Here is a 16,251-nt window from a genome sequence, read left to right on the forward strand (position 1 = left end):
CGCGGTTGTCGACGATCGGCTTGTTGGCCCTCTTTAGGATGTGCTGAGGTGCATGACCATCGCGAACGGGCCTTTGCAGGCAGGATGGCGCGTTGCTCCGTGAGCGGACACGATCAGCGCCGCGTGCTCCGTTTCGTCGCCGGGTAAGCGTATGACGAGCTCGCTGGCTGCTGATTGCATCGAGGCATTTTTCATGGGCCCTCCTGTTCCGCCTCACACCGGACACAACATGCTGGATGCACTCGTCCTCGCTGGCAGCGTCTGTTGCGTGGAATGGTGCGACGTCGCAACAACCGGTCACGGACGGGAATCTGTGTCACCCCGATGTCAATTGGTTGACGCAGGTCAACCCCCGCGTGTTCGGCCGGCGTCATTCTGAAAATGGTTCGCGGGTTACGCGGCACCGTTCGCCAGCTGATTGAGCACTCTTGTCCCGGCTACAGAAAATCGCAGCTGCGGTGGCCTGTGTGGCCACAGGTCGTCGCCTTGCACAACATGCGTAATGGAATTGACACCAGCATGCATACTATTCCCGTTGAGTCCGCCCCAGATGTTGTCTCTGCCGATATCGAACACGCATCGCCGGTCGAGCGCGTCGATACCCAGCGTGGGTTGTCGAACGCGCAGGTGGCAGAGCAGCGCGCCCGTTTCGGCCGTAACCTCGTAGACTCAAAAGCGCGCCGCACGTGGTGGCAGACACTCAAGGAAGTACTAAGCGAGCCGATGTTTCTTCTGCTCCTCGGCGCGACCGGCATCTACTTTGTGCTGGGCGATGTGTCGGAGGCGCTGGCGCTTCTCGCGTTTGTCGGCGCAATTGTGTTGCTGACCGTCTTTCAGAGCCATCGTACCGCTCGGGTACTCGACTCTCTTCGCGAACTGTCGGCGCCGCGTGCTCAGGTACTCCGTGACGGTCGGCGGCAACTCGTTTCCGCCGGTGAACTGGTGCCAGGCGACGTAGTTTTCGTCGACGAAGGTGCTCGCGTCCCGGCCGACGGGACGGTGACCGAAGCTCACGAACTGAGCGTGGACGAGTCGCTCATGACGGGCGAGTCGGTCTCGGTGAACAAGTCCGTCGCAAGCTTCGATGCATCCGCCGAACAGCAGTCTTCCGGGGAGCTCTATTTCGGATCAATGGTGGTGCAGGGTCAGGGACAGATGATAGTGACTGCGACCGGGCAGAATACGATGCTCGGTCGCATTGGCAAGTCATTGAGCGGCATAACGGAAGCGCGCTCACCGTTGCAACTGGAGACGAGAACGTTCGTCAACCGCGTTGCGGTGGCTGCGGCCGCATTGTGCCTGCTGCTCGTCGTGGCTTATCGTTGGCGCTCGGGCGAATGGCTTCCGGGGGTGCTCGCCGGGATCACTCTGGCCATGGGCATTCTTCCCGAAGAAATTCCCGTGATCCTCACCGTGTTCATGGCACTGGGAGCCCGCCGCATTGCTAACGAGGGCGTGCTGACGCGCCGCATGAGTGCGATAGAAACCCTCGGGCAGACGTCCGTGCTGTGCGTCGACAAGACCGGCACACTGACGCAAAACCGTATGTCCGTGCGCATGCTCTTTGCACAGGGAAAGCGGCAAGTCATCGAGCCGGACATGCAGCGCATTGATGAGGCGTATCACGAACTCATCGAATGTCTGGTGCTTGCAAGCGAAATCGAGCCGGTCGACCCAATGGAGCGCGCGTTTCACGAAACAGGCCGGATTGGGCTCGCCGGCACGGGGCGCATCCACCCGGAATGGTCGCTCGTGCACGAGTACGCGCTGACACCCGGGTTGCCGGCTATGTCCCACGCCTGGCATTCGCCGGAGCTCGACCATCAGGCCGTGGCCTGCAAAGGGGCCCCCGAGGCAGTCTGTGATTTATGTCACCTGAGCGAGCATGAAACGCGGACTGTCCTCGATCACGCCGCGCAGATGGCGTCCGGCGGGCTACGCGTGCTGGGGGTGGCCAAAGCACGGCACTCACGTCCCGACTGGCCGCAAACGCAGCATGACTTCGCGTTCTCTTTCGTGGGGCTGGTCGGTCTGCTCGATCCGGTCCGCCCGGAAGTCGCAGGTGCTATTGCGCAATGCCAGGCAGCCGGCATCCGTGTGGTGATGATCACCGGAGACTATCTGTCGACGGCGCGGGCTATTGCGACCGAAGTCGGCATCGACAGCGCACGGATCGTGACGGGCCAGGAAGTGGCCTCGATGGACGATGCACAGCTTCGCGATGCCATTCAGCGCGTCAACACATTCGCGCGCGTCAAACCGGAGCAGAAGCTGCAGCTAGTCAACGCTTTCCGCGAAAGCGGCCACGTGGTCGCGATGACGGGCGACGGTGTGAACGACGCGCCCGCGCTGAAGGCGGCGCATATCGGCATTGCGATGGGGCTGCGCGGCGCCGAAGTTGCGCGCGAGGTCGCATCGCTGGTCCTGCTGCGCGACGACTTCGCGCCGATCGTGTCGGCGATCCGGCTCGGAAGACGTATCTACGCCAATCTCGTGCAGGCAATCAGCTATACAGTCGCCGTTCACATTCCGATGATCGCCGCGGTCATGATTCCGGTTTTCGTCGGCTGGCCGCCGCTGCTTGCACCCGTTCATATCATCTTTCTGGAACTGATCATCAACCCGGTCTGCTCGGTCGTGTTTGAGAACGAGCCCGAACGCGCGGACCTGATGCGCTTGCCGCCACGCCCCATCGGCGCAAGGCTGCTGTCGAACTGGACACTTGTCAAAGGAGCGACCGCAGGTGCGGTGGGCGCCATGATGTTGGTGGGCTTGTACGGTTGGCTGCTGACCCATGGCTACCCGTCGCCCTTTGCCCGCACAGTTGCATTCGTTTCGCTCGTAGCGGGCAATGTCGCTTTGATCTTTGTAATCCGTGCGTTGCCGCGCGCGGAAGGCCGCGTCAATTCGCCTGAGCGCAATCGCTACCTCCTGATTGTTCTGTGCGCAACGGGAGCTGCACTTCTGCTTCTGATGACAGTGCCAGCTCTCGCGCAGCTGTTTGGACTGGTTGCATTGCTAAACAACTGACGGTGCAGATACAAAAATCGGAGACGTTCTCGTGATCACAATCGCGGCACTGTTCGTGGCCATTCTGCTGCTCAACGTCATTCCGGCCTTCGCCCCACCCACGTGGATGGCGATGTCGTGGATAGGATTCAAGCAGCCGGACGCGGACCCGTTCGTGCTTGCCATAGTGGCTGCGTCCGCCGCCACAATAGGACGTCTGATTCTTGCGCGATGCTCGACATGGCTCGTTCGCGGCCATCTGATGCGCGAAGCTGACCGGCAAAACATCGACGTGATAAAGGTATGGCTGCAAAGAAAGAAGGCGGTGACGGCCGGGGCGCTGCTGCTGTACGCTTTCAGTCCGTTCCCGTCGAACTATCTGTTCATCGCCTATGGGCTGACCGGTCTGAGACTGTGGCTCATCGGCGTGCCGTTCTTCTGCGGACGCCTCGCGAGCTATGCAGTCTGGACACACTTTGCGCAGGTCGCACACTCGTACCTCGACCCCGAATTCGATCTCGAGGGAGGGTATCTGGGCGCCTATTTCATTGCCACCCAACTGGCTTTGCTATGTCTCGTTTTCGCGCTGATGCGAATCGACTGGAGCTTTGCAATTAATGAGCACAAGCTCCGTTTCAAGCGCGACACACCGGCTCAAAACGCTCGTACCTGACTGACGCAACCGGATTCCGCGCGACAGGCATGTTCTATCCGAAGACATTCCGCGCTGCGATGCGCCGGCTGACACGACGGTATCGGCCGGCGAGTTCATCAATCATTGCGCTTGCGGCCGGTCAGCATCGCACCAACCAGATTTTCCCGATGGCGCCAGCTCGCGAGCAAAACGCCGCCGACGTGAAGTGCAACGCATACGAGTACTGCGTTGGCGCACGCTTCATGGAGTGCTTCGACCGCCTCCGAACCCCAAAATGCGTTCGTCGTAAGCAGCCATCCGGTCGCGCCCGTCGCGGTGAGCAGAACGAGAAGAGCAATGATCATCGCTCCGCCTGCGGGGTTGTGTCCGAGGTAGCGCCGCTCGCGGCCGGCCAACATCGCCTTCGTATATTGAGCGAACCTGCGCGGACCCGGCACGAAGTTGGCAAAGCGGGCATGGTAACTCCCCACGAAACCCCACGCGATGCGCAATGCCACCAGCGCAAGGACCGCATACCCGAGGATGTGATGGACAGTGCCCCCGTCGTCGCTCGACGCATAAGCTGCGCCGAATGTGACGGCAACGCTCCAATGGAAAACACGGACAAACAGGTCCCACACTGGCGTGAAGCTGGACGCTTCGCCTGTGCCTGCGTTCACGCGACTCATTCGTTGACCTCCTCGCTCACAACCTTGCCGTTCACCGGATTGACGACGATCTCGCGGCGATTGCCTGACTTGTCGAGCGCGTAGACCTCGTAACAATTGCCTTCAGTCTTGACCCGCTTCACCTGGTAGCCCTGCTTCTCCAATTGTTTGGAAATGTCCTTGTCCTGCATCCATTTCGCTTTCGGCTCAGTGGTACATGACCCGGTGGCCTGGGCGGACAACGGCAGTGCGATTGCGGCAACGGCGACTGCCGCGCAAAGGCGAACATTGATCTTTTGCATTTGAGACTCCATTAGTCAGTTGGCTTGTAAATCGGTCTGTTCTCCCGACTCACAGACCGCATGCTGCGACGCCACCCTGAAGGGAATCTTAAGGAAATAAGCTTTGCGTGTGTGAGTTTCGCCCAACTAGACTAGTAGTCCAAACCGATGATCAAATGGACCCGCGTGCGGGAGACTTGATTGGCCACCCCATGCCTTCGGGAGTTCAGTGAGATGCGTGTGTTGCTGGTAGAAGACGACGAATTAATTGGAAGCGGTGTCGAAGAAGGACTATGTGACGCAGGGTTGACGGTCGACTGGGCGCACGATGGTCGCGAGGCGATGCTCGCATTGACTACAACGGAGTACGAACTGGTCGTGCTCGATCTCGGTCTGCCCAAACTGTCCGGAACGGAGCTGCTCGATTGGCTGCGAGGCCGTCGCGACGATACGCCGGTTCTCGTCATGACGGCAAGGGACACTGTTGCGGACCGGGTAGGCGGTCTCACCGCCGGGGCGGACGACTACCTGGGCAAACCGTTCGACCTGAGCGAACTGATTGCGCGTTGCCGGGCGCTTCTGCGTCGCGCGCATGGGCGCAGCACCGAGACGATCCAGTATCGGGATCTGATCGTGGAGCCGTCGACGTTCACCGTCACGCAAGGCGGTTTGCGTCAGCCGTTGACCTCGCGCGAATGCGCCGTATTGATCGAGTTGCTGATCCATCAGGGCACCCCTCTCTCGCGCGCCCGCATCGAGGAAAACCTTTATGGCTGGCAGGAAGAAGTCGAGAGCAATGCCGTCGAAGTACATATTTCCAACCTGCGCAAAAAGCTCGGACACGGAATCATCAAGACGATCAGAGGTGTCGGCTATGTGATGGAGAAGGCATCGTGACAACCTCGATTCGTCAGCGCCTGACGCTGCTAGTGCTCGTCAGCGTCGCGCTTGTGTGGGCCTTAGCGCTCATCTCGAGTTACCGCCAGGCTATTCATGAGGCCGGTGAATGGGACGACGCGCGAATCGAGCAAGCGGCTCGCACGCTGGCGCTCGTCGACGTGCACGATCTGTTGGCGCTCGTTGACGAAAGCTCGCACGTTTCCGACGACGACGGCGACGATGACGTGTCACGCCGCCTGCTGTACGAAGTGCGCGACCTTAATGGCCAGGTGCTCGCTAAGAGCCCGGGGTTGCCCGGGGTGCCGCCTACGGCTGCGCCGTCAGCGCCAGGCAAGGACGCCGGAAACAGCGCAACGGCGGGCGTGCCGGAATGGAACGTCTACCAGCTCCGCGACGCACTCCATGATCGCAGCGTGCGTGTCTTCGAACGTAGCGATGGTCGGGCGGATCTGGGCGCTGGCGTCGCCAGGCGCATCGCCAGGCCGCTCGCATTCGCGCTACCGGTCCTCGCCCTCGTCATCTGGGCGGCGATAGGCAGTAGCCTTGCGCCGCTAAAAATTCTCTCCCGAGCAATCGCTGCGAGGAACGTCGACAATCTGGAAACGATAGATCTGCAAGGCACGCCGGCCGAAGTCTCTCCGCTCGTCGACGCACTGAATGTCCTGCTGTCGCGGCTTCACGCGTCGCTCGATCGCGAGCGGGCCTTTACCGCAGACGCCGCCCACGAACTGAAGTCCCCGCTCGCCGCAATCAAGGTTCAGGCGCAGGTCGCGCTTACTACTCGCGACCCTGCAAAACAGCGCCTCGCGATGCAGCGGGTCGTCGAGGCCGTGGACAGAAGCACGCACCTGGCGGAACAGCTTCTGTTGCTTGCGAGACTTGATGAACGCATTCCTGCAGCAGCGGTAGACGTGCAACTCGACACCGTGGCACGCGAATGCATCGCTGCGCGCGAGGCCGATGCTTTGTCCAAAGGCCTTGAGTTAAGCGTGTCCGGCGACGCGTATGTGACGATCGAAGCGCCGCCTGCATTCGTGCGCATCATGCTGGACAATCTGGTGGACAACGCCATCAAATACGCGGAGGCAGGCGGTCGCGTCGAAATCGTCACCCGCCAGACGCCGGAGGGCACGCTACTGCTCGTGCGAGACAACGGCCGAGGCGTGACGGAGCAAGACCGAGTGCGTCTGAGCGACCGATTCTTTCGCGCCGCAGACGCCCGTCAGAGCGGAACCGGATTGGGACTGTCGATCGTCGCGCGAATCGTGGACCATCTCGGCGGGAAGCTGACTTATACGACGGGAATTGACGGCCGGGGGTTAGGCGTCGAGATCCGGCTCCCGCCTGCTTCGCGCCATAACCTGCCATAGTTGGCGTGAGGCCTCCCGTTAGCCAGGCGGCGCCTCGTTCTTCACTCTCCCCTTGGCACAGGCCTCCTGCGGGGCGGCGCCGCCCTCATCCGCGTCGCTGTCGCCCGCTTGGCGTGGAGGGAGACATGGAGTCCGTCGCTTGACATATGTCAAGCGAAGTAGGTGCGGCGCGTTCACAATGAGTCCATCGACGCCGGCAGGCGCACGTCACGCTCAAACGGAGACACGATCATGAGCCCGACTCAAATGCGCGGCAACGCACCATACGAAATCAGGCGAATCCTGGTCGCCGTGGACGATTCCCCGCAGTCTGCGCGCGCGGTCGAATACGTGTGTCACATGTCACTGGTGGGCGGCCGGATTCGCGTGGTCAGCGTCGCTGAGAATCCCCGCACCCTCTTGCCGCTGGGTTCCATGACGGATGCCCAACTGCAACTCGCGCGTACCGAACTGGCACGCGATGCAGCAAACGCCGTGGCACGAGCAACAAGTGTATTTGCGGATGCCGGCATCGACATCGAATCGGACGTCATCGAAACTTCCCGGCAAGGCGGTTATCCGGCGAATGCGCTGATAGATGCCGCTACTGAGTGGAAAGCGGACCTGCTCGTCATGGGTGCCCGCCAGCATCACGGCATACTGCGCTGGATCGAAGGAACGGTATCGGAATTCGTCACTACCCAGGCACCTTGTTCAATCCTCGTCGTGCCCGCCGGCTACGAAGCGGATATCGGGCCGTCGCCGCAACGGATTCTCTTTGCGCTCGACGGCAGCGCCGCGTCGCTCGACGCGTTGCACTTCGGGCTTCGGTTCGCTCGACCTGACTCCCGCCTTCGCGCCATCTACGTGGTCGACCGCGCGGTGCGGCTGACCGACTTCGTGCCGATCCACGTCCTGCAGGAAGCGTTTATCGAAGAGGGGCACGCGGCGCTCGCCGCGGCCGCGAGCGCGTTCGCAGAACTGTCCAACCACGCGGAGACCGCGCTCGTCAAAACCGAACCGGTCAGCGACGACGTGCCGCACACCATTGTGCGCGACGCCGAACGCTGGCATGCGGATCTGCTGGTCGTCGGCACACATGGACGGCGCGGCGTCGCGCGCTGGTTCCTCGGCAGTGTCGCCGCTCGTACTGCTCGCCTCGCTCGCACGCCGTTGCTTCTGGCGCCGTCGCGCGGCCAACGCAGCGCGAAATAGCCCAATAAACGATCTGACGACCTGCCGCGAAGACCGAGAAGAGGCAAATCCGCTCTCTTTGGACATCAGATCGATGGTTATCAGACGCGTGGACGCGTATGTCGGCAGCAGCACAACCCCCCTGCAGCGCCTTAAGCAAACCTTCAGCTAAAGCGTTTTCGGTGACGACAGCGGGTGACGACGGCGGGTGGCGACATCCCGGCCCACGGCAATTGGAGCCCGGCATTGCGCCAGCTCCCTCCGTCTGCATTTTGCATTTACAGGCGCGGCCAGACAGCAGTCCGCTATCTGCAGTCCGTACTATTGATTCGCGACTCTGGCCCAGGCTTCGTGCTTCGCTGATCAGCGAATGAATCGATGAGATTTTTCGGATTGCAGGGGCCCCACGGTTTGCACACAAGAGATTCGTTTCTCGTTCACGGCGACGCTCGGCGCTGTGAACAGACACTCAAGCTCGTTTGCGCCGGCACTTCTTGTCACATGGACGAGCGTACGCCATGCGAAATGACCGCATTAAAGTGGCTGAGTTAGCGCGCATTGCCACTTTCACAAGGCCACGGTAGAGTTGCTGACTGGATCTGCGATCGAGGGTTGTTGGTCTGCGTGCCTTCCCCGATGTAACTGCGACGGGTCCGAGCAGGCATCTGTGAGTATCAGGTCCACCACCACTGTCAATTTCACGCTTCCCTGGACGTCGCCGACATGAAGTACGCTGCTGCCCTGGTCGCTCTCTTTGCCTGGCTAGGGGTGACGTTCGGTGCGCCGCTGGGTACATCTAGCAGCTCGCGGGCGACCGCGTTCGTCGTTGCGGTCGCCACCAGTGACTTGCGCAGCGCACGGCAGGGTGGCCAACACGTATTCGCTTACACGCCCGAAGAGACGGAAGCAACGCTGTCTTCCGCCATTACAGAATGGTTGACGGAAGGCGACAAGCGCAGCCTCAGGCTTGCGCTCGCCGACCGACAAACGATCTTCGCGTTTCATTGGGCGGCGATGCAGATGCCAGCGGAATCACAGTGCTTTGCGGATATCGATAGTGATGGGTGTCAGAAAGACCTCGACTACTGGCTGACGCGAGTGAGGAACAGTGATTCGCAATTCATCTCTGCGTATCGACAGTCGCAGATGAGACTGGGTCTGCCACCACTCATCACACACAATGGTGGAGGCCTATGAACCCGTAAGCTGCCCCCCAACAGCCGTCAGAACCCTCAGTTCGAATTCCGGTTACCGAATGGGCAAATTACGATTGCCACCTAGGTGCTGTTCGTCCCGGCTAAGCGGATCCCGCGCACTTTGACGCCTGTTGCGGCGCTGATCGGGGCCTTGAAAGACGCAGGCATCGACGAAGCGTTTCGCTACCGGACGGCGGCTGTGTTGGTGACATTGCCTGGCCCGGCACTGCGCTTTGCAACGCGGCGAAATGGAGGGGTTCCATCGCCAGATATCGATCAACTGAACGGCGAGTGGCCCGCGCTGGTGTGACACGAAGGTTCACCATAAAGTCCCGCCTTGAATGCACTATCTTTTCGGTATCCGGAGATTCCCCGGTAACCGGATCACATACAGGCGGCCCGGCAAGTCTCCCGCAGCCTCGTCTTCCGAGTAGCTAAAGTACACGAGCGCGTGTCGCTCACGGTCGACTATCCGAACAATATGCAGGGAGTTAAAAATCGGGTTCTGTTGGGCCGCGAACACTTTTGCCTGGGCTGGAACTACGGCCGCAAGCTTGAGCTCACCTGTCTGATGACATGACGCCGTCAGATCCGCTGCGTGCGATATCCGTCCCCCTCCAAAAGCGTCGTCCGAATGCGATTCCGCGACATAGCAGGTCACGCCTTTCACAAGAGGGTCGCTGTAGGCGGAAATAGCGATGTGGTTTCCATAACGCTGGCTGTGGGTCTCAATTGATGTAAGTTCATCTGCCAGCGCAGCGGGCGGCGAAAAGATCAACAGCGCCCCCGCGATGCTCAGTCGTCCTCGAACCCGCTGTTTCATTGTCCGCCTCCTGGTTCTCCATCGCCGCATCTTGCCTCGCGCTGCGCCGCGATGATTTCAGGCTATGCCAATGGAAAGTGAGCCGCTTGACGCAAGTCAACGCCCATGTGTCGACCGAGCCTCATTCTGAAGATGGCGATGTCGTCAGCACAACCGGTTTGGCGGAGGGCACGCCGTATGGAAGCGTCAATAAACGGGGTTCGCCGCGCGAATCGCCCGACCATTCGATATGAGGCCCGTCATGTTCAGAACTATCCGCTCCTCGCTCCTGCTTGCTTTCCTCATATCTGCCAGCGTGCAGGTCGATGCGCTAGCGCAATCTGTTTCGCGGCCCGCGTCCCAGAATGGAGTTTCGTTTATAACCGGCGGTGTGGGGGAAGACGAAGTAGCGGCGTTCCGCTCCGCTGCACACCGGTACAACCTTCGCATGACACTCGCATCGAAGGCAGGCAGCTATCTGTCCGATGTCGACGTCACGATCACGTCGAAATCCGGCCGGCTGGTATTAGCCGTCCGCACCGAGGGCCCTTTCCTCTTTGTAGCACTGCCTGCCGGCGCTTACCAGATTGCAGCCAAAGCAGATCACGTTGCACAAACCCGAAAGATCGTGGTGCCCTCAAGCGGCGCGAATGAATTGCGCTTCTACTGGGAAGACGCGGACACGCATGGCGCGCCACGAACCTGCAAAGGCTGTTCGGCTATGGAGCGCCCCTGACGACATGTGGAGCATGCAATCAAGTGGCAACCCTATGCAATCGCATCGCGGCCGGATCCTTCTTATCTTCGATGCTCGCGCCGTCTCATGCTTGACCTGCATCGACAATCCATACGGGCGAAATGTGCCGTTGCAGTCGTTCGAGCATCGTCTTGTTAAGCCGAATGGTTCCCGGCGATGCGAGCACTGACTGAGCATCAACTAGCAAAGAGTCGCGCACCCATCGCAGCCGCCGCCGGTGCCGGCGGAAAGACGTCCCACGCGCCGACACTGTGCCGGAAGAACACAATACTCAATGGCCTCTTCGATACCTGACCTTCCAGACGGACGTAGCGCGCGCCGGTGCAACCTAAACGGCCAACCTGGGTGATGCGGGCCGGAACCGACTGCGTCGGCGCGAGCCATTTGTCGACAAGCGCTCTGAGGGAAACGTTATCGCGGTTCATCTCGTGCTCCTCGGTCGGTCTCCAACGGTGACTGAGCGTCGTTCAGCCGTCCTGTTGAGTACATTATTGAGAGCAAAGCCGTTGAAATTAAATCAGCGGCGCTTGAATCGGTTGTAGTCGTCGACGTTGCGCAGTAGGAATTTTCTTACGTGCGTTTGCGGTTACCGATGCAGATGACCGGATCGAGCCTGCGTCGTCGCGAGGCTGATTCAACTCAACTTGCAGGACCTGCCCGGGCATCGAAAGGCAGGCGGTCGCCACGTGCGGAATTGATCGGGATCAATCGCCAGCGCGGAGATACCCCTATGCTGACCGCACAGAAGCAGTGAATCGTCGCCTCGAGGGATGCGTAACGCAGTGATGGAGCATCCCTCACATCGGCCCCCTGCGCTATCACCTTCCATAACCGGACAGGCTAATCACATCGTGCCAATCAATCACGCTGATCGCGACCTCGCCCATATCCGCCCGGCAGGAGGAAGACCGTCAACGCTATCAATTGCAACCGGAGCCGCTATCCAGCGCGAATAGGCGGGACGCACGGCGTGCTTCTGACCGCCGTCTTACGCCGCGCTTTTGCACAGGCGCTCGGCATGGTGCGCGGTGGCGGCACTTTGGCGCCGAACGGTTTGTCGCCGGGCGATTTTTTTACGTGGATCTTTTCGACGGTGCGCTCGACTGAGCGTAATGCGCGGCCACGATGGAGCTCACTCAGGCTCAACCGGACACTGGCCAGCATGCACGGAAAGCGTATTCGCCATCTTGAGCCGGATCCAGTCCATCCCCTCGCCCAGCCCCGCCAGTATCGCTTCGCGCTCCGTCGGAAAAATACTGCTGTGCATGAACCTGTGTTTGAACACGCCCTGCGGCGTGTGATGGCTGAGCTGTATCGAGCAGTCGAATCCGCCCGCCGTGCGATGTGTGGTTGCAGCAACCGACCAGTCGACGTTGCCCACGTTGCCCGAAATCGTCATGAATCGCTCCTCGTTGCTGGGAGTTTGGTGAAATGAGCGGGCCGGGACGCGTCAGCGGCACCGGTCCTGCGCCGACAGGCAGAGGCGTGTCTATGCCACCGTCAGGTTGTCGACGACCGCATGCACACCCGGCGCCGCCCACGCAGCACCGCGCACGGCGGAGCGCTCGCCTACCGAGTCGACCTTGCCCGTGAGCGTGACCGTTCCTTCGTGCACCCTGATCTCGATGTGCTTCGCCTCGCGCTCGGCGTGACGCTGCAACGCCTTGCCGATCTGCTCACCGATATCCTGCGCGGCGGCCTTGCCACCGATACGAATCAGATTTGAAACGCCCGTGACGCTGCGCATGTGCGAAATGGTGCGGGTGGCGACATGGCTCTGAAACGCTCGGTCTACCTCGCCGCGCAGCGTCACCCAGCCTTTCTCGACCTGTACCTTGACCGCCTCTTCGCTCAGGCCGACCGTCCAGCGCAACATCGAGCGAACAGCGTTGGCAATCTCCTCGTCCGTCCGCACGTCCGTGTGCGGCAAGCGAATGTTCATCTCGACGACCACGGCTTTCACGCCGGCTACACGCTGCGCGGCTTTTTCGGCCGCGAGTTTTTCCGCATAGCTGGCGGGATGACCCGACAGCGTCACGACGCGGTCGCGTACTTCGACGCCGATGTCCGTGATCTCGACTGCGGGCTCCCAGGCCAATTCCTCCTCGACCTGGCGTTTCAATTCGAAGTCCGACTTCATTGCATGCTCCTTGTTGGCGTAATGCCGCGCTTGTCACCGCGCGCGCAATGCTGCCGCGAGCACTGCGACATCGGGATCGGTTGATTTACCTTAGTTGACCTGCAGACGCTTGCGCTCAGACGGCGCCTTTTTTGGCAGCGTCAGCGAGAGCACGCCATCTTTGTATTCCGCCGCCGCAGAACCCTCGTCGACTTCGCTTGCAAGCGAGAAAGCGCGGCTGACGGCGCCCGCGTATCGCTCGCGGCGAATCACCCGTTCGCCCTCTTTTATTTCCTGATTGCGTTCGACTTTTGCGCTGATCGAGACGAGGTTGCCATCGATCTTCACGTCGATATCTTTCTTGTCGACTCCGGGCAATTCTGCCTTCACGGTGTATCCGCTGTCGCTCTCGGTTACATCGACCTTGATATCGGCAAGTGGCTCGCCGCCCGCGGCGCGCATGGGACGGAACAGTCCCTGAAAGAGTTCGGACATGGGTTCCAGCGGAAAGGGATCAAATCGTGTCAAGTTGCTCATCGTCGTGCTCCTGGCCTGGTCAATGACATTAGGAAAAAGGACCGCGTTGCGCGGGTCGCCTGCATGACAGTTGCTGGCGGCAAACGCGCTGCAGTGTGCTCCCATGCGTCGCATTGGCTCGCGTCCGGTTACAGTACGGGGCACGCTGTATGAATGACTTTAGGCTCGGCTGTCGACCACCGGTTGACGTGCGTCAAGTGAGTCGCATCGAAAGGTCAGTTTTTGGAAGGCATTACGGCTCGAGAACGTAGCTGCCTGGCGCGTCGCCAACACCACGCTCCGCGACGTCGGCCACCACGTAAGGCCTGCTAAATTCCGGGAATCGAGGCGAAGTTCTTCCCGGTGAAATAGAAAGATGGATCGGCCATCTTGCGCGGCGAGCCACAGCGCGGCCAGGAAGCCCGAGCGGTAGTCGCGGCGATGGCAGCGTGCGTGGCACGGTCCATCTTTTCGTATGGGCTGTCGGCGTGTTGGGGCTGCAAACAATTCTTTCGGCAACCGCACGAAGGACGGCAATGCTTTCACCCGGACGGGCAGACGTATTCCCCGAAGGTCTCCTAAAGCTTGTTGAATTGCCGTTACTCATCGCATGTGCATGCCACCATTGATCGCGAAATCGGCGCCCGTGACGAACCCAGCATCGTCGGAACAGAGAAAAGCCACCAGCGCTGCAACTTCGTCCGGTTGCCCGAGACGGCCCATTGGAATCTGCGGCAGAATTCTTGTTTCGATCACGTCCTGGGGGACGCCCGCGGTCATCGCCGTGGCAAGGTAGCCGGGCGAGACCGTGTTGACAGTTACGCCGTGCCGCGCTGTCTCCAGTGCAAGCGACATCGTGAAGCCGTGAATACCCGCTTTCGCCGCCGCGTAATTGGTTTGTCCGAACGCGCCCCGCGCGCCGTTCACCGAACTGACATTGACGACCCGCCCGAAGTTCTGCTTGACCATCCCGACGAGCAGCGGCTTGGTCATGTTGAACATGGAATCGAGATCGGTGCGCAGCACCTTGTCCCAGTCTTCCTTTGTCATCTTCTCAAAGCTCGAATCGCGAGTGATACCCGCGTTATTCACGAGAACGTCCACCGTGCCGAATTCGGCGAGTACCCGTTCGGCGCAGTGCGCGCACGAGTCGAAGCTGGACACGTCAGCCTCGTATGCAACGAAGTGGCGCCCCGCCTCACGCTCGCGCATAAGCCAGGTGGCAACGTGGTCGTTTCGTTCCGAATGCGACATGGCGACGACCATGCCTGCATCCTGAAGACGCCGGCTGATGGCGGCACCCAGCCCGCCCATGCCGCCTGTAACAAAAGCAACGCGCTTAGCCGGCATGATGTTTCCCCCGTTGTGGTGCCATGATCAACCTCCTGACGTGATGAAGCGCTCGCCACGGATTTAGCGACAAACTGCGGCGAACCCGTGCGCGGCAATGATGGGTCCAATGTAGGCGCGGCCGTCCGTAGCCGGTTGACCTTTATCAATCAGAGCGTCGCTCACGCCAGATCTGGAGCCCGGCCAGGGCGTCCGACGCTGGTTACGCACGGAAATGGAACTCGTGATAGGCGGGCACAAATGGAGCAACGGGCGTAAACTGATCGTTCCGGTTCATGCAGAACACGACGGATCGTTCGGTGACAGTTCGCAATTCGCAGCCTCTATTGGAGAGACCGGTGATTCTCGACTGGAACAGTGGAAAGTTCAGATCCAATGCGGCCAATGATTCGGACGTACCGGTCGAGGACCGTTATCAGTTGTTGATCGACGCCGTGCAGGACTACGCGATTTTCATGCTGGACGCCACAGGACACGTGGCCAGTTGGAACAGCGGCGCACACAAGATCAAGGGCTACACCCCCGAACAGATAATCGGCCGGCATTTTTCGATCTTCTATACACCAGAAGACGTTGCCGCTGGCAAACCGGGGCGCGAACTCGCGCTAGCCATGGCAGAGGGCCGTGCGGAAGATCAAGGCTGGCGGGTACGGCGCGACGGCTCGCGATTCTGGGCCGACGTCACAATCACGGCCGTATACGATCTTTCAGGCGCCCTACTCGGTTTCGCCAAAATTACACGCGACATGAGCGAACGTATGCGGCTCGCCGAACTGGAGCATGCAGACGAACTGTCGACGCAGATGCAAGCGGCACGCGAGGAAGAGCAACGGCGCATTGCGCGTGAGCTGCATGACGATCTCGGCCAGCAGCTCAGCGCGCTGAAAATGGGCGTCGCCGCGCTGGAGCAACAGATAGTGCCTGGGGGAGACCCAGCGATGCCCGGCGCAAGAAACGCGCTACAACGTCAGATCGACAGCATGCTGACCTCGCTGCGACGTATCGCCGCGAATCTCCGGCCGCCGATGCTCGATGACCTCGGACTTGGCGCGGCGCTCGAGTGGTTGACCGACGATTTCACCCAGCGCTTTCATGTAAACGTCATTCTGCACATTGATACCGACGATATGGAGCTGACACCGTTTGCGTCCGCCGCGCTCTACCGCATCGTGCAGGAAGCGCTAACGAATGTGGCGCGACACGCGCAGGCAAGCGAAGTGACTATCGACATGTCGAACGACGTCAATGCGTGCAGGCTTTGTGTCGAGGACAATGGCTGCGGAGCCGCGGTGCAGGACGCTTCTGGACGCGGCTCTTTTGGTTTGCTCGGGATGCGTGAGCGGGTGCGTCAATTGCGCGGCACGCTGACGATCGACAGCGCACCTGGCATGGGCTTCAGAATCGCCGCGTGTATCCCGCTCGGTGCAATTCGTCTTGGTACGGCGCCGCCCGCCTGAGTGCGACAGCGCAAGTTCA

17 protein-coding genes and 1 pseudogene are annotated in these 16,251 nt (G+C 60.6%); 9 read left to right on the plus strand and 9 right to left on the minus strand.

The window, feature by feature from the left end; translation table 11 throughout:
• Positions 1-33: 33 nt before the first annotated feature.
• On the minus strand, positions 34-195 hold the full coding sequence (locus CUJ91_RS34235; RefSeq protein ID WP_161966614.1) for a hypothetical protein: 162 nt from the start codon (positions 193-195) through the stop codon (positions 34-36).
• Positions 196-519: 324 nt separating this feature from the next.
• Here CUJ91_RS34235 and CUJ91_RS32050 point away from each other — a divergent pair, with 324 nt between their 5' ends.
• Entirely contained in the window at positions 520-3,030 is a 2,511-nt protein-coding gene (locus tag CUJ91_RS32050) for a cation-translocating P-type ATPase (RefSeq protein WP_114158206.1), read from the plus strand.
• A 31-nt stretch (positions 3,031-3,061) separates the two neighbouring features.
• Positions 3,062-3,682 carry a hypothetical protein gene (locus CUJ91_RS32055; protein WP_114158207.1) on the plus strand — a complete coding sequence of 207 codons (621 nt, stop codon included), beginning with the start codon at positions 3,062-3,064 and terminating at the stop codon, positions 3,680-3,682.
• A gap of 98 nt (positions 3,683-3,780) precedes the next feature.
• Here CUJ91_RS32055 and CUJ91_RS32060 read toward each other — a convergent pair whose 3' ends face one another.
• Both CUJ91_RS32060 and CUJ91_RS32065 read right to left on the minus strand, forming a co-directional pair.
• Positions 3,781-4,332, minus strand: coding sequence for a cytochrome b/b6 domain-containing protein (locus CUJ91_RS32060; RefSeq protein WP_114158208.1), 552 nt, complete (start codon positions 4,330-4,332; stop codon positions 3,781-3,783).
• Positions 4,329-4,613, minus strand: a complete 285-nt coding sequence (locus tag CUJ91_RS32065) for a PepSY domain-containing protein (protein WP_114158209.1) — start codon at positions 4,611-4,613, stop codon at positions 4,329-4,331. The genes CUJ91_RS32060 and CUJ91_RS32065 overlap by 4 nt, the downstream gene beginning before the upstream one ends.
• 213 nt (positions 4,614-4,826) lie before the next feature.
• Between CUJ91_RS32065 and CUJ91_RS32070 the strand changes: the two genes are divergently transcribed.
• The 4 genes from CUJ91_RS32070 (at position 4,827) to CUJ91_RS32085 (ending at position 9,232) form a co-directional block, all read left to right on the plus strand.
• The gene (locus tag CUJ91_RS32070; protein WP_114158210.1) at positions 4,827-5,489 is read left to right on the plus strand and encodes a response regulator; all 663 of its coding nucleotides are present in this window, start codon (positions 4,827-4,829) and stop codon (positions 5,487-5,489) included.
• Positions 5,486-6,862, plus strand: a complete 1,377-nt coding sequence (locus CUJ91_RS32075; RefSeq protein ID WP_114158211.1) for an ATP-binding protein — start codon at positions 5,486-5,488, stop codon at positions 6,860-6,862. The genes CUJ91_RS32070 and CUJ91_RS32075 overlap by 4 nt, the downstream gene beginning before the upstream one ends.
• A 231-nt stretch (positions 6,863-7,093) precedes the next feature.
• Positions 7,094-8,056: a universal stress protein gene (locus tag CUJ91_RS32080; protein WP_114158212.1), complete on the plus strand. Its 963-nt coding sequence runs from the start codon at positions 7,094-7,096 to the stop codon at positions 8,054-8,056.
• A 702-nt stretch (positions 8,057-8,758) separates the two neighbouring features.
• Entirely contained in the window at positions 8,759-9,232 is a 474-nt protein-coding gene (locus tag CUJ91_RS32085) for a hypothetical protein (RefSeq protein ID WP_114158213.1), read from the plus strand.
• A 345-nt stretch (positions 9,233-9,577) separates the two neighbouring features.
• Here the strand turns inward: CUJ91_RS32085 and CUJ91_RS32090 are convergent, their stop codons facing one another.
• Entirely contained in the window at positions 9,578-10,054 is a 477-nt protein-coding gene (locus CUJ91_RS32090) for a CreA family protein (RefSeq protein WP_114158214.1), read from the minus strand.
• A 241-nt stretch (positions 10,055-10,295) separates the two neighbouring features.
• Here CUJ91_RS32090 and CUJ91_RS32095 point away from each other — a divergent pair, with 241 nt between their 5' ends.
• Entirely contained in the window at positions 10,296-10,769 is a 474-nt protein-coding gene (locus CUJ91_RS32095) for a carboxypeptidase regulatory-like domain-containing protein (protein ID WP_114158215.1), read from the plus strand.
• 197 nt (positions 10,770-10,966) lie between these two features.
• Here the strand turns inward: CUJ91_RS32095 and CUJ91_RS32100 are convergent, their stop codons facing one another.
• Entirely contained in the window at positions 10,967-11,215 is a 249-nt protein-coding gene (locus tag CUJ91_RS32100; protein ID WP_114158216.1) for a hypothetical protein, read from the minus strand.
• Positions 11,216-11,742: 527 nt separating this feature from the next.
• Between CUJ91_RS32100 and CUJ91_RS35030 the strand changes: the two are divergent.
• Positions 11,743-11,886 (plus strand): annotated as a pseudogene (locus tag CUJ91_RS35030) (zinc-dependent alcohol dehydrogenase); the annotation flags it as partial.
• 36 nt (positions 11,887-11,922) lie between these two features.
• Here CUJ91_RS35030 and CUJ91_RS32110 read toward each other — a convergent pair.
• The 4 genes from CUJ91_RS32110 to CUJ91_RS32125 form a co-directional block, all read right to left on the minus strand.
• Entirely contained in the window at positions 11,923-12,189 is a 267-nt protein-coding gene (locus CUJ91_RS32110) for a UDP-glucose 4-epimerase (protein WP_114158217.1), read from the minus strand.
• A 90-nt stretch (positions 12,190-12,279) separates the two neighbouring features.
• On the minus strand, positions 12,280-12,930 hold the full coding sequence (locus tag CUJ91_RS32115; protein ID WP_114158218.1) for a BON domain-containing protein: 651 nt from the start codon (positions 12,928-12,930) through the stop codon (positions 12,280-12,282).
• A 90-nt stretch (positions 12,931-13,020) separates the two neighbouring features.
• Positions 13,021-13,446, minus strand: a complete 426-nt coding sequence (locus CUJ91_RS32120) for an Hsp20/alpha crystallin family protein (protein ID WP_114158219.1) — start codon at positions 13,444-13,446, stop codon at positions 13,021-13,023.
• A 582-nt stretch (positions 13,447-14,028) separates the two neighbouring features.
• Complete coding sequence (locus CUJ91_RS32125) at positions 14,029-14,775, minus strand: beta-ketoacyl-ACP reductase (protein WP_114158220.1); 747 nt, start codon at positions 14,773-14,775, stop codon at positions 14,029-14,031.
• A gap of 338 nt (positions 14,776-15,113) precedes the next feature.
• Between CUJ91_RS32125 and CUJ91_RS32130 the strand changes: the two genes are divergently transcribed.
• Positions 15,114-16,232 (plus strand): PAS domain-containing sensor histidine kinase, encoded by a 1,119-nt coding sequence (locus tag CUJ91_RS32130; protein WP_244231161.1) that lies wholly within the window; start codon positions 15,114-15,116, stop codon positions 16,230-16,232.
• The last annotated feature ends 19 nt before the right edge of the window (positions 16,233-16,251 follow it).

Origin of the sequence: Paraburkholderia graminis, assembly GCF_003330785.1 — a bacterium.
GTDB classification, from domain to species: domain Bacteria; phylum Pseudomonadota; class Gammaproteobacteria; order Burkholderiales; family Burkholderiaceae; genus Paraburkholderia; species Paraburkholderia graminis.

What these genes read in the sequence shown, in the direction of transcription:
- CUJ91_RS32080 (WP_114158212.1), top strand. Translation starts at nt 7,094, where the DNA reads ATGAGCCCGACTCAAATGCGCGGCAACGCACCATACGAAATCAGGCGA.
- CUJ91_RS32095 (WP_114158215.1), top strand. Translation starts at nt 10,296, where the DNA reads ATGTTCAGAACTATCCGCTCCTCGCTCCTGCTTGCTTTCCTCATATCT.
- CUJ91_RS32060 (WP_114158208.1), bottom strand. Translation starts at nt 4,332, where the DNA reads ATGAGTCGCGTGAACGCAGGCACAGGCGAAGCGTCCAGCTTCACGCCA.
- CUJ91_RS32115 (WP_114158218.1), bottom strand. Translation starts at nt 12,930, where the DNA reads ATGAAGTCGGACTTCGAATTGAAACGCCAGGTCGAGGAGGAATTGGCC.
- CUJ91_RS32090 (WP_114158214.1), bottom strand. Translation starts at nt 10,054, where the DNA reads ATGAAACAGCGGGTTCGAGGACGACTGAGCATCGCGGGGGCGCTGTTG.
- CUJ91_RS32050 (WP_114158206.1), top strand. Translation starts at nt 520, where the DNA reads ATGCATACTATTCCCGTTGAGTCCGCCCCAGATGTTGTCTCTGCCGAT.
- CUJ91_RS32100 (WP_114158216.1), bottom strand. Translation starts at nt 11,215, where the DNA reads ATGAACCGCGATAACGTTTCCCTCAGAGCGCTTGTCGACAAATGGCTC.
- CUJ91_RS32065 (WP_114158209.1), bottom strand. Translation starts at nt 4,613, where the DNA reads ATGCAAAAGATCAATGTTCGCCTTTGCGCGGCAGTCGCCGTTGCCGCA.
- CUJ91_RS32085 (WP_114158213.1), top strand. Translation starts at nt 8,759, where the DNA reads ATGAAGTACGCTGCTGCCCTGGTCGCTCTCTTTGCCTGGCTAGGGGTG.
- CUJ91_RS34235 (WP_161966614.1), bottom strand. Translation starts at nt 195, where the DNA reads ATGAAAAATGCCTCGATGCAATCAGCAGCCAGCGAGCTCGTCATACGC.
- CUJ91_RS32070 (WP_114158210.1), top strand. Translation starts at nt 4,827, where the DNA reads ATGCGTGTGTTGCTGGTAGAAGACGACGAATTAATTGGAAGCGGTGTC.
- CUJ91_RS32125 (WP_114158220.1), bottom strand. Translation starts at nt 14,775, where the DNA reads ATGCCGGCTAAGCGCGTTGCTTTTGTTACAGGCGGCATGGGCGGGCTG.
- CUJ91_RS32110 (WP_114158217.1), bottom strand. Translation starts at nt 12,189, where the DNA reads ATGACGATTTCGGGCAACGTGGGCAACGTCGACTGGTCGGTTGCTGCA.
- CUJ91_RS32120 (WP_114158219.1), bottom strand. Translation starts at nt 13,446, where the DNA reads ATGAGCAACTTGACACGATTTGATCCCTTTCCGCTGGAACCCATGTCC.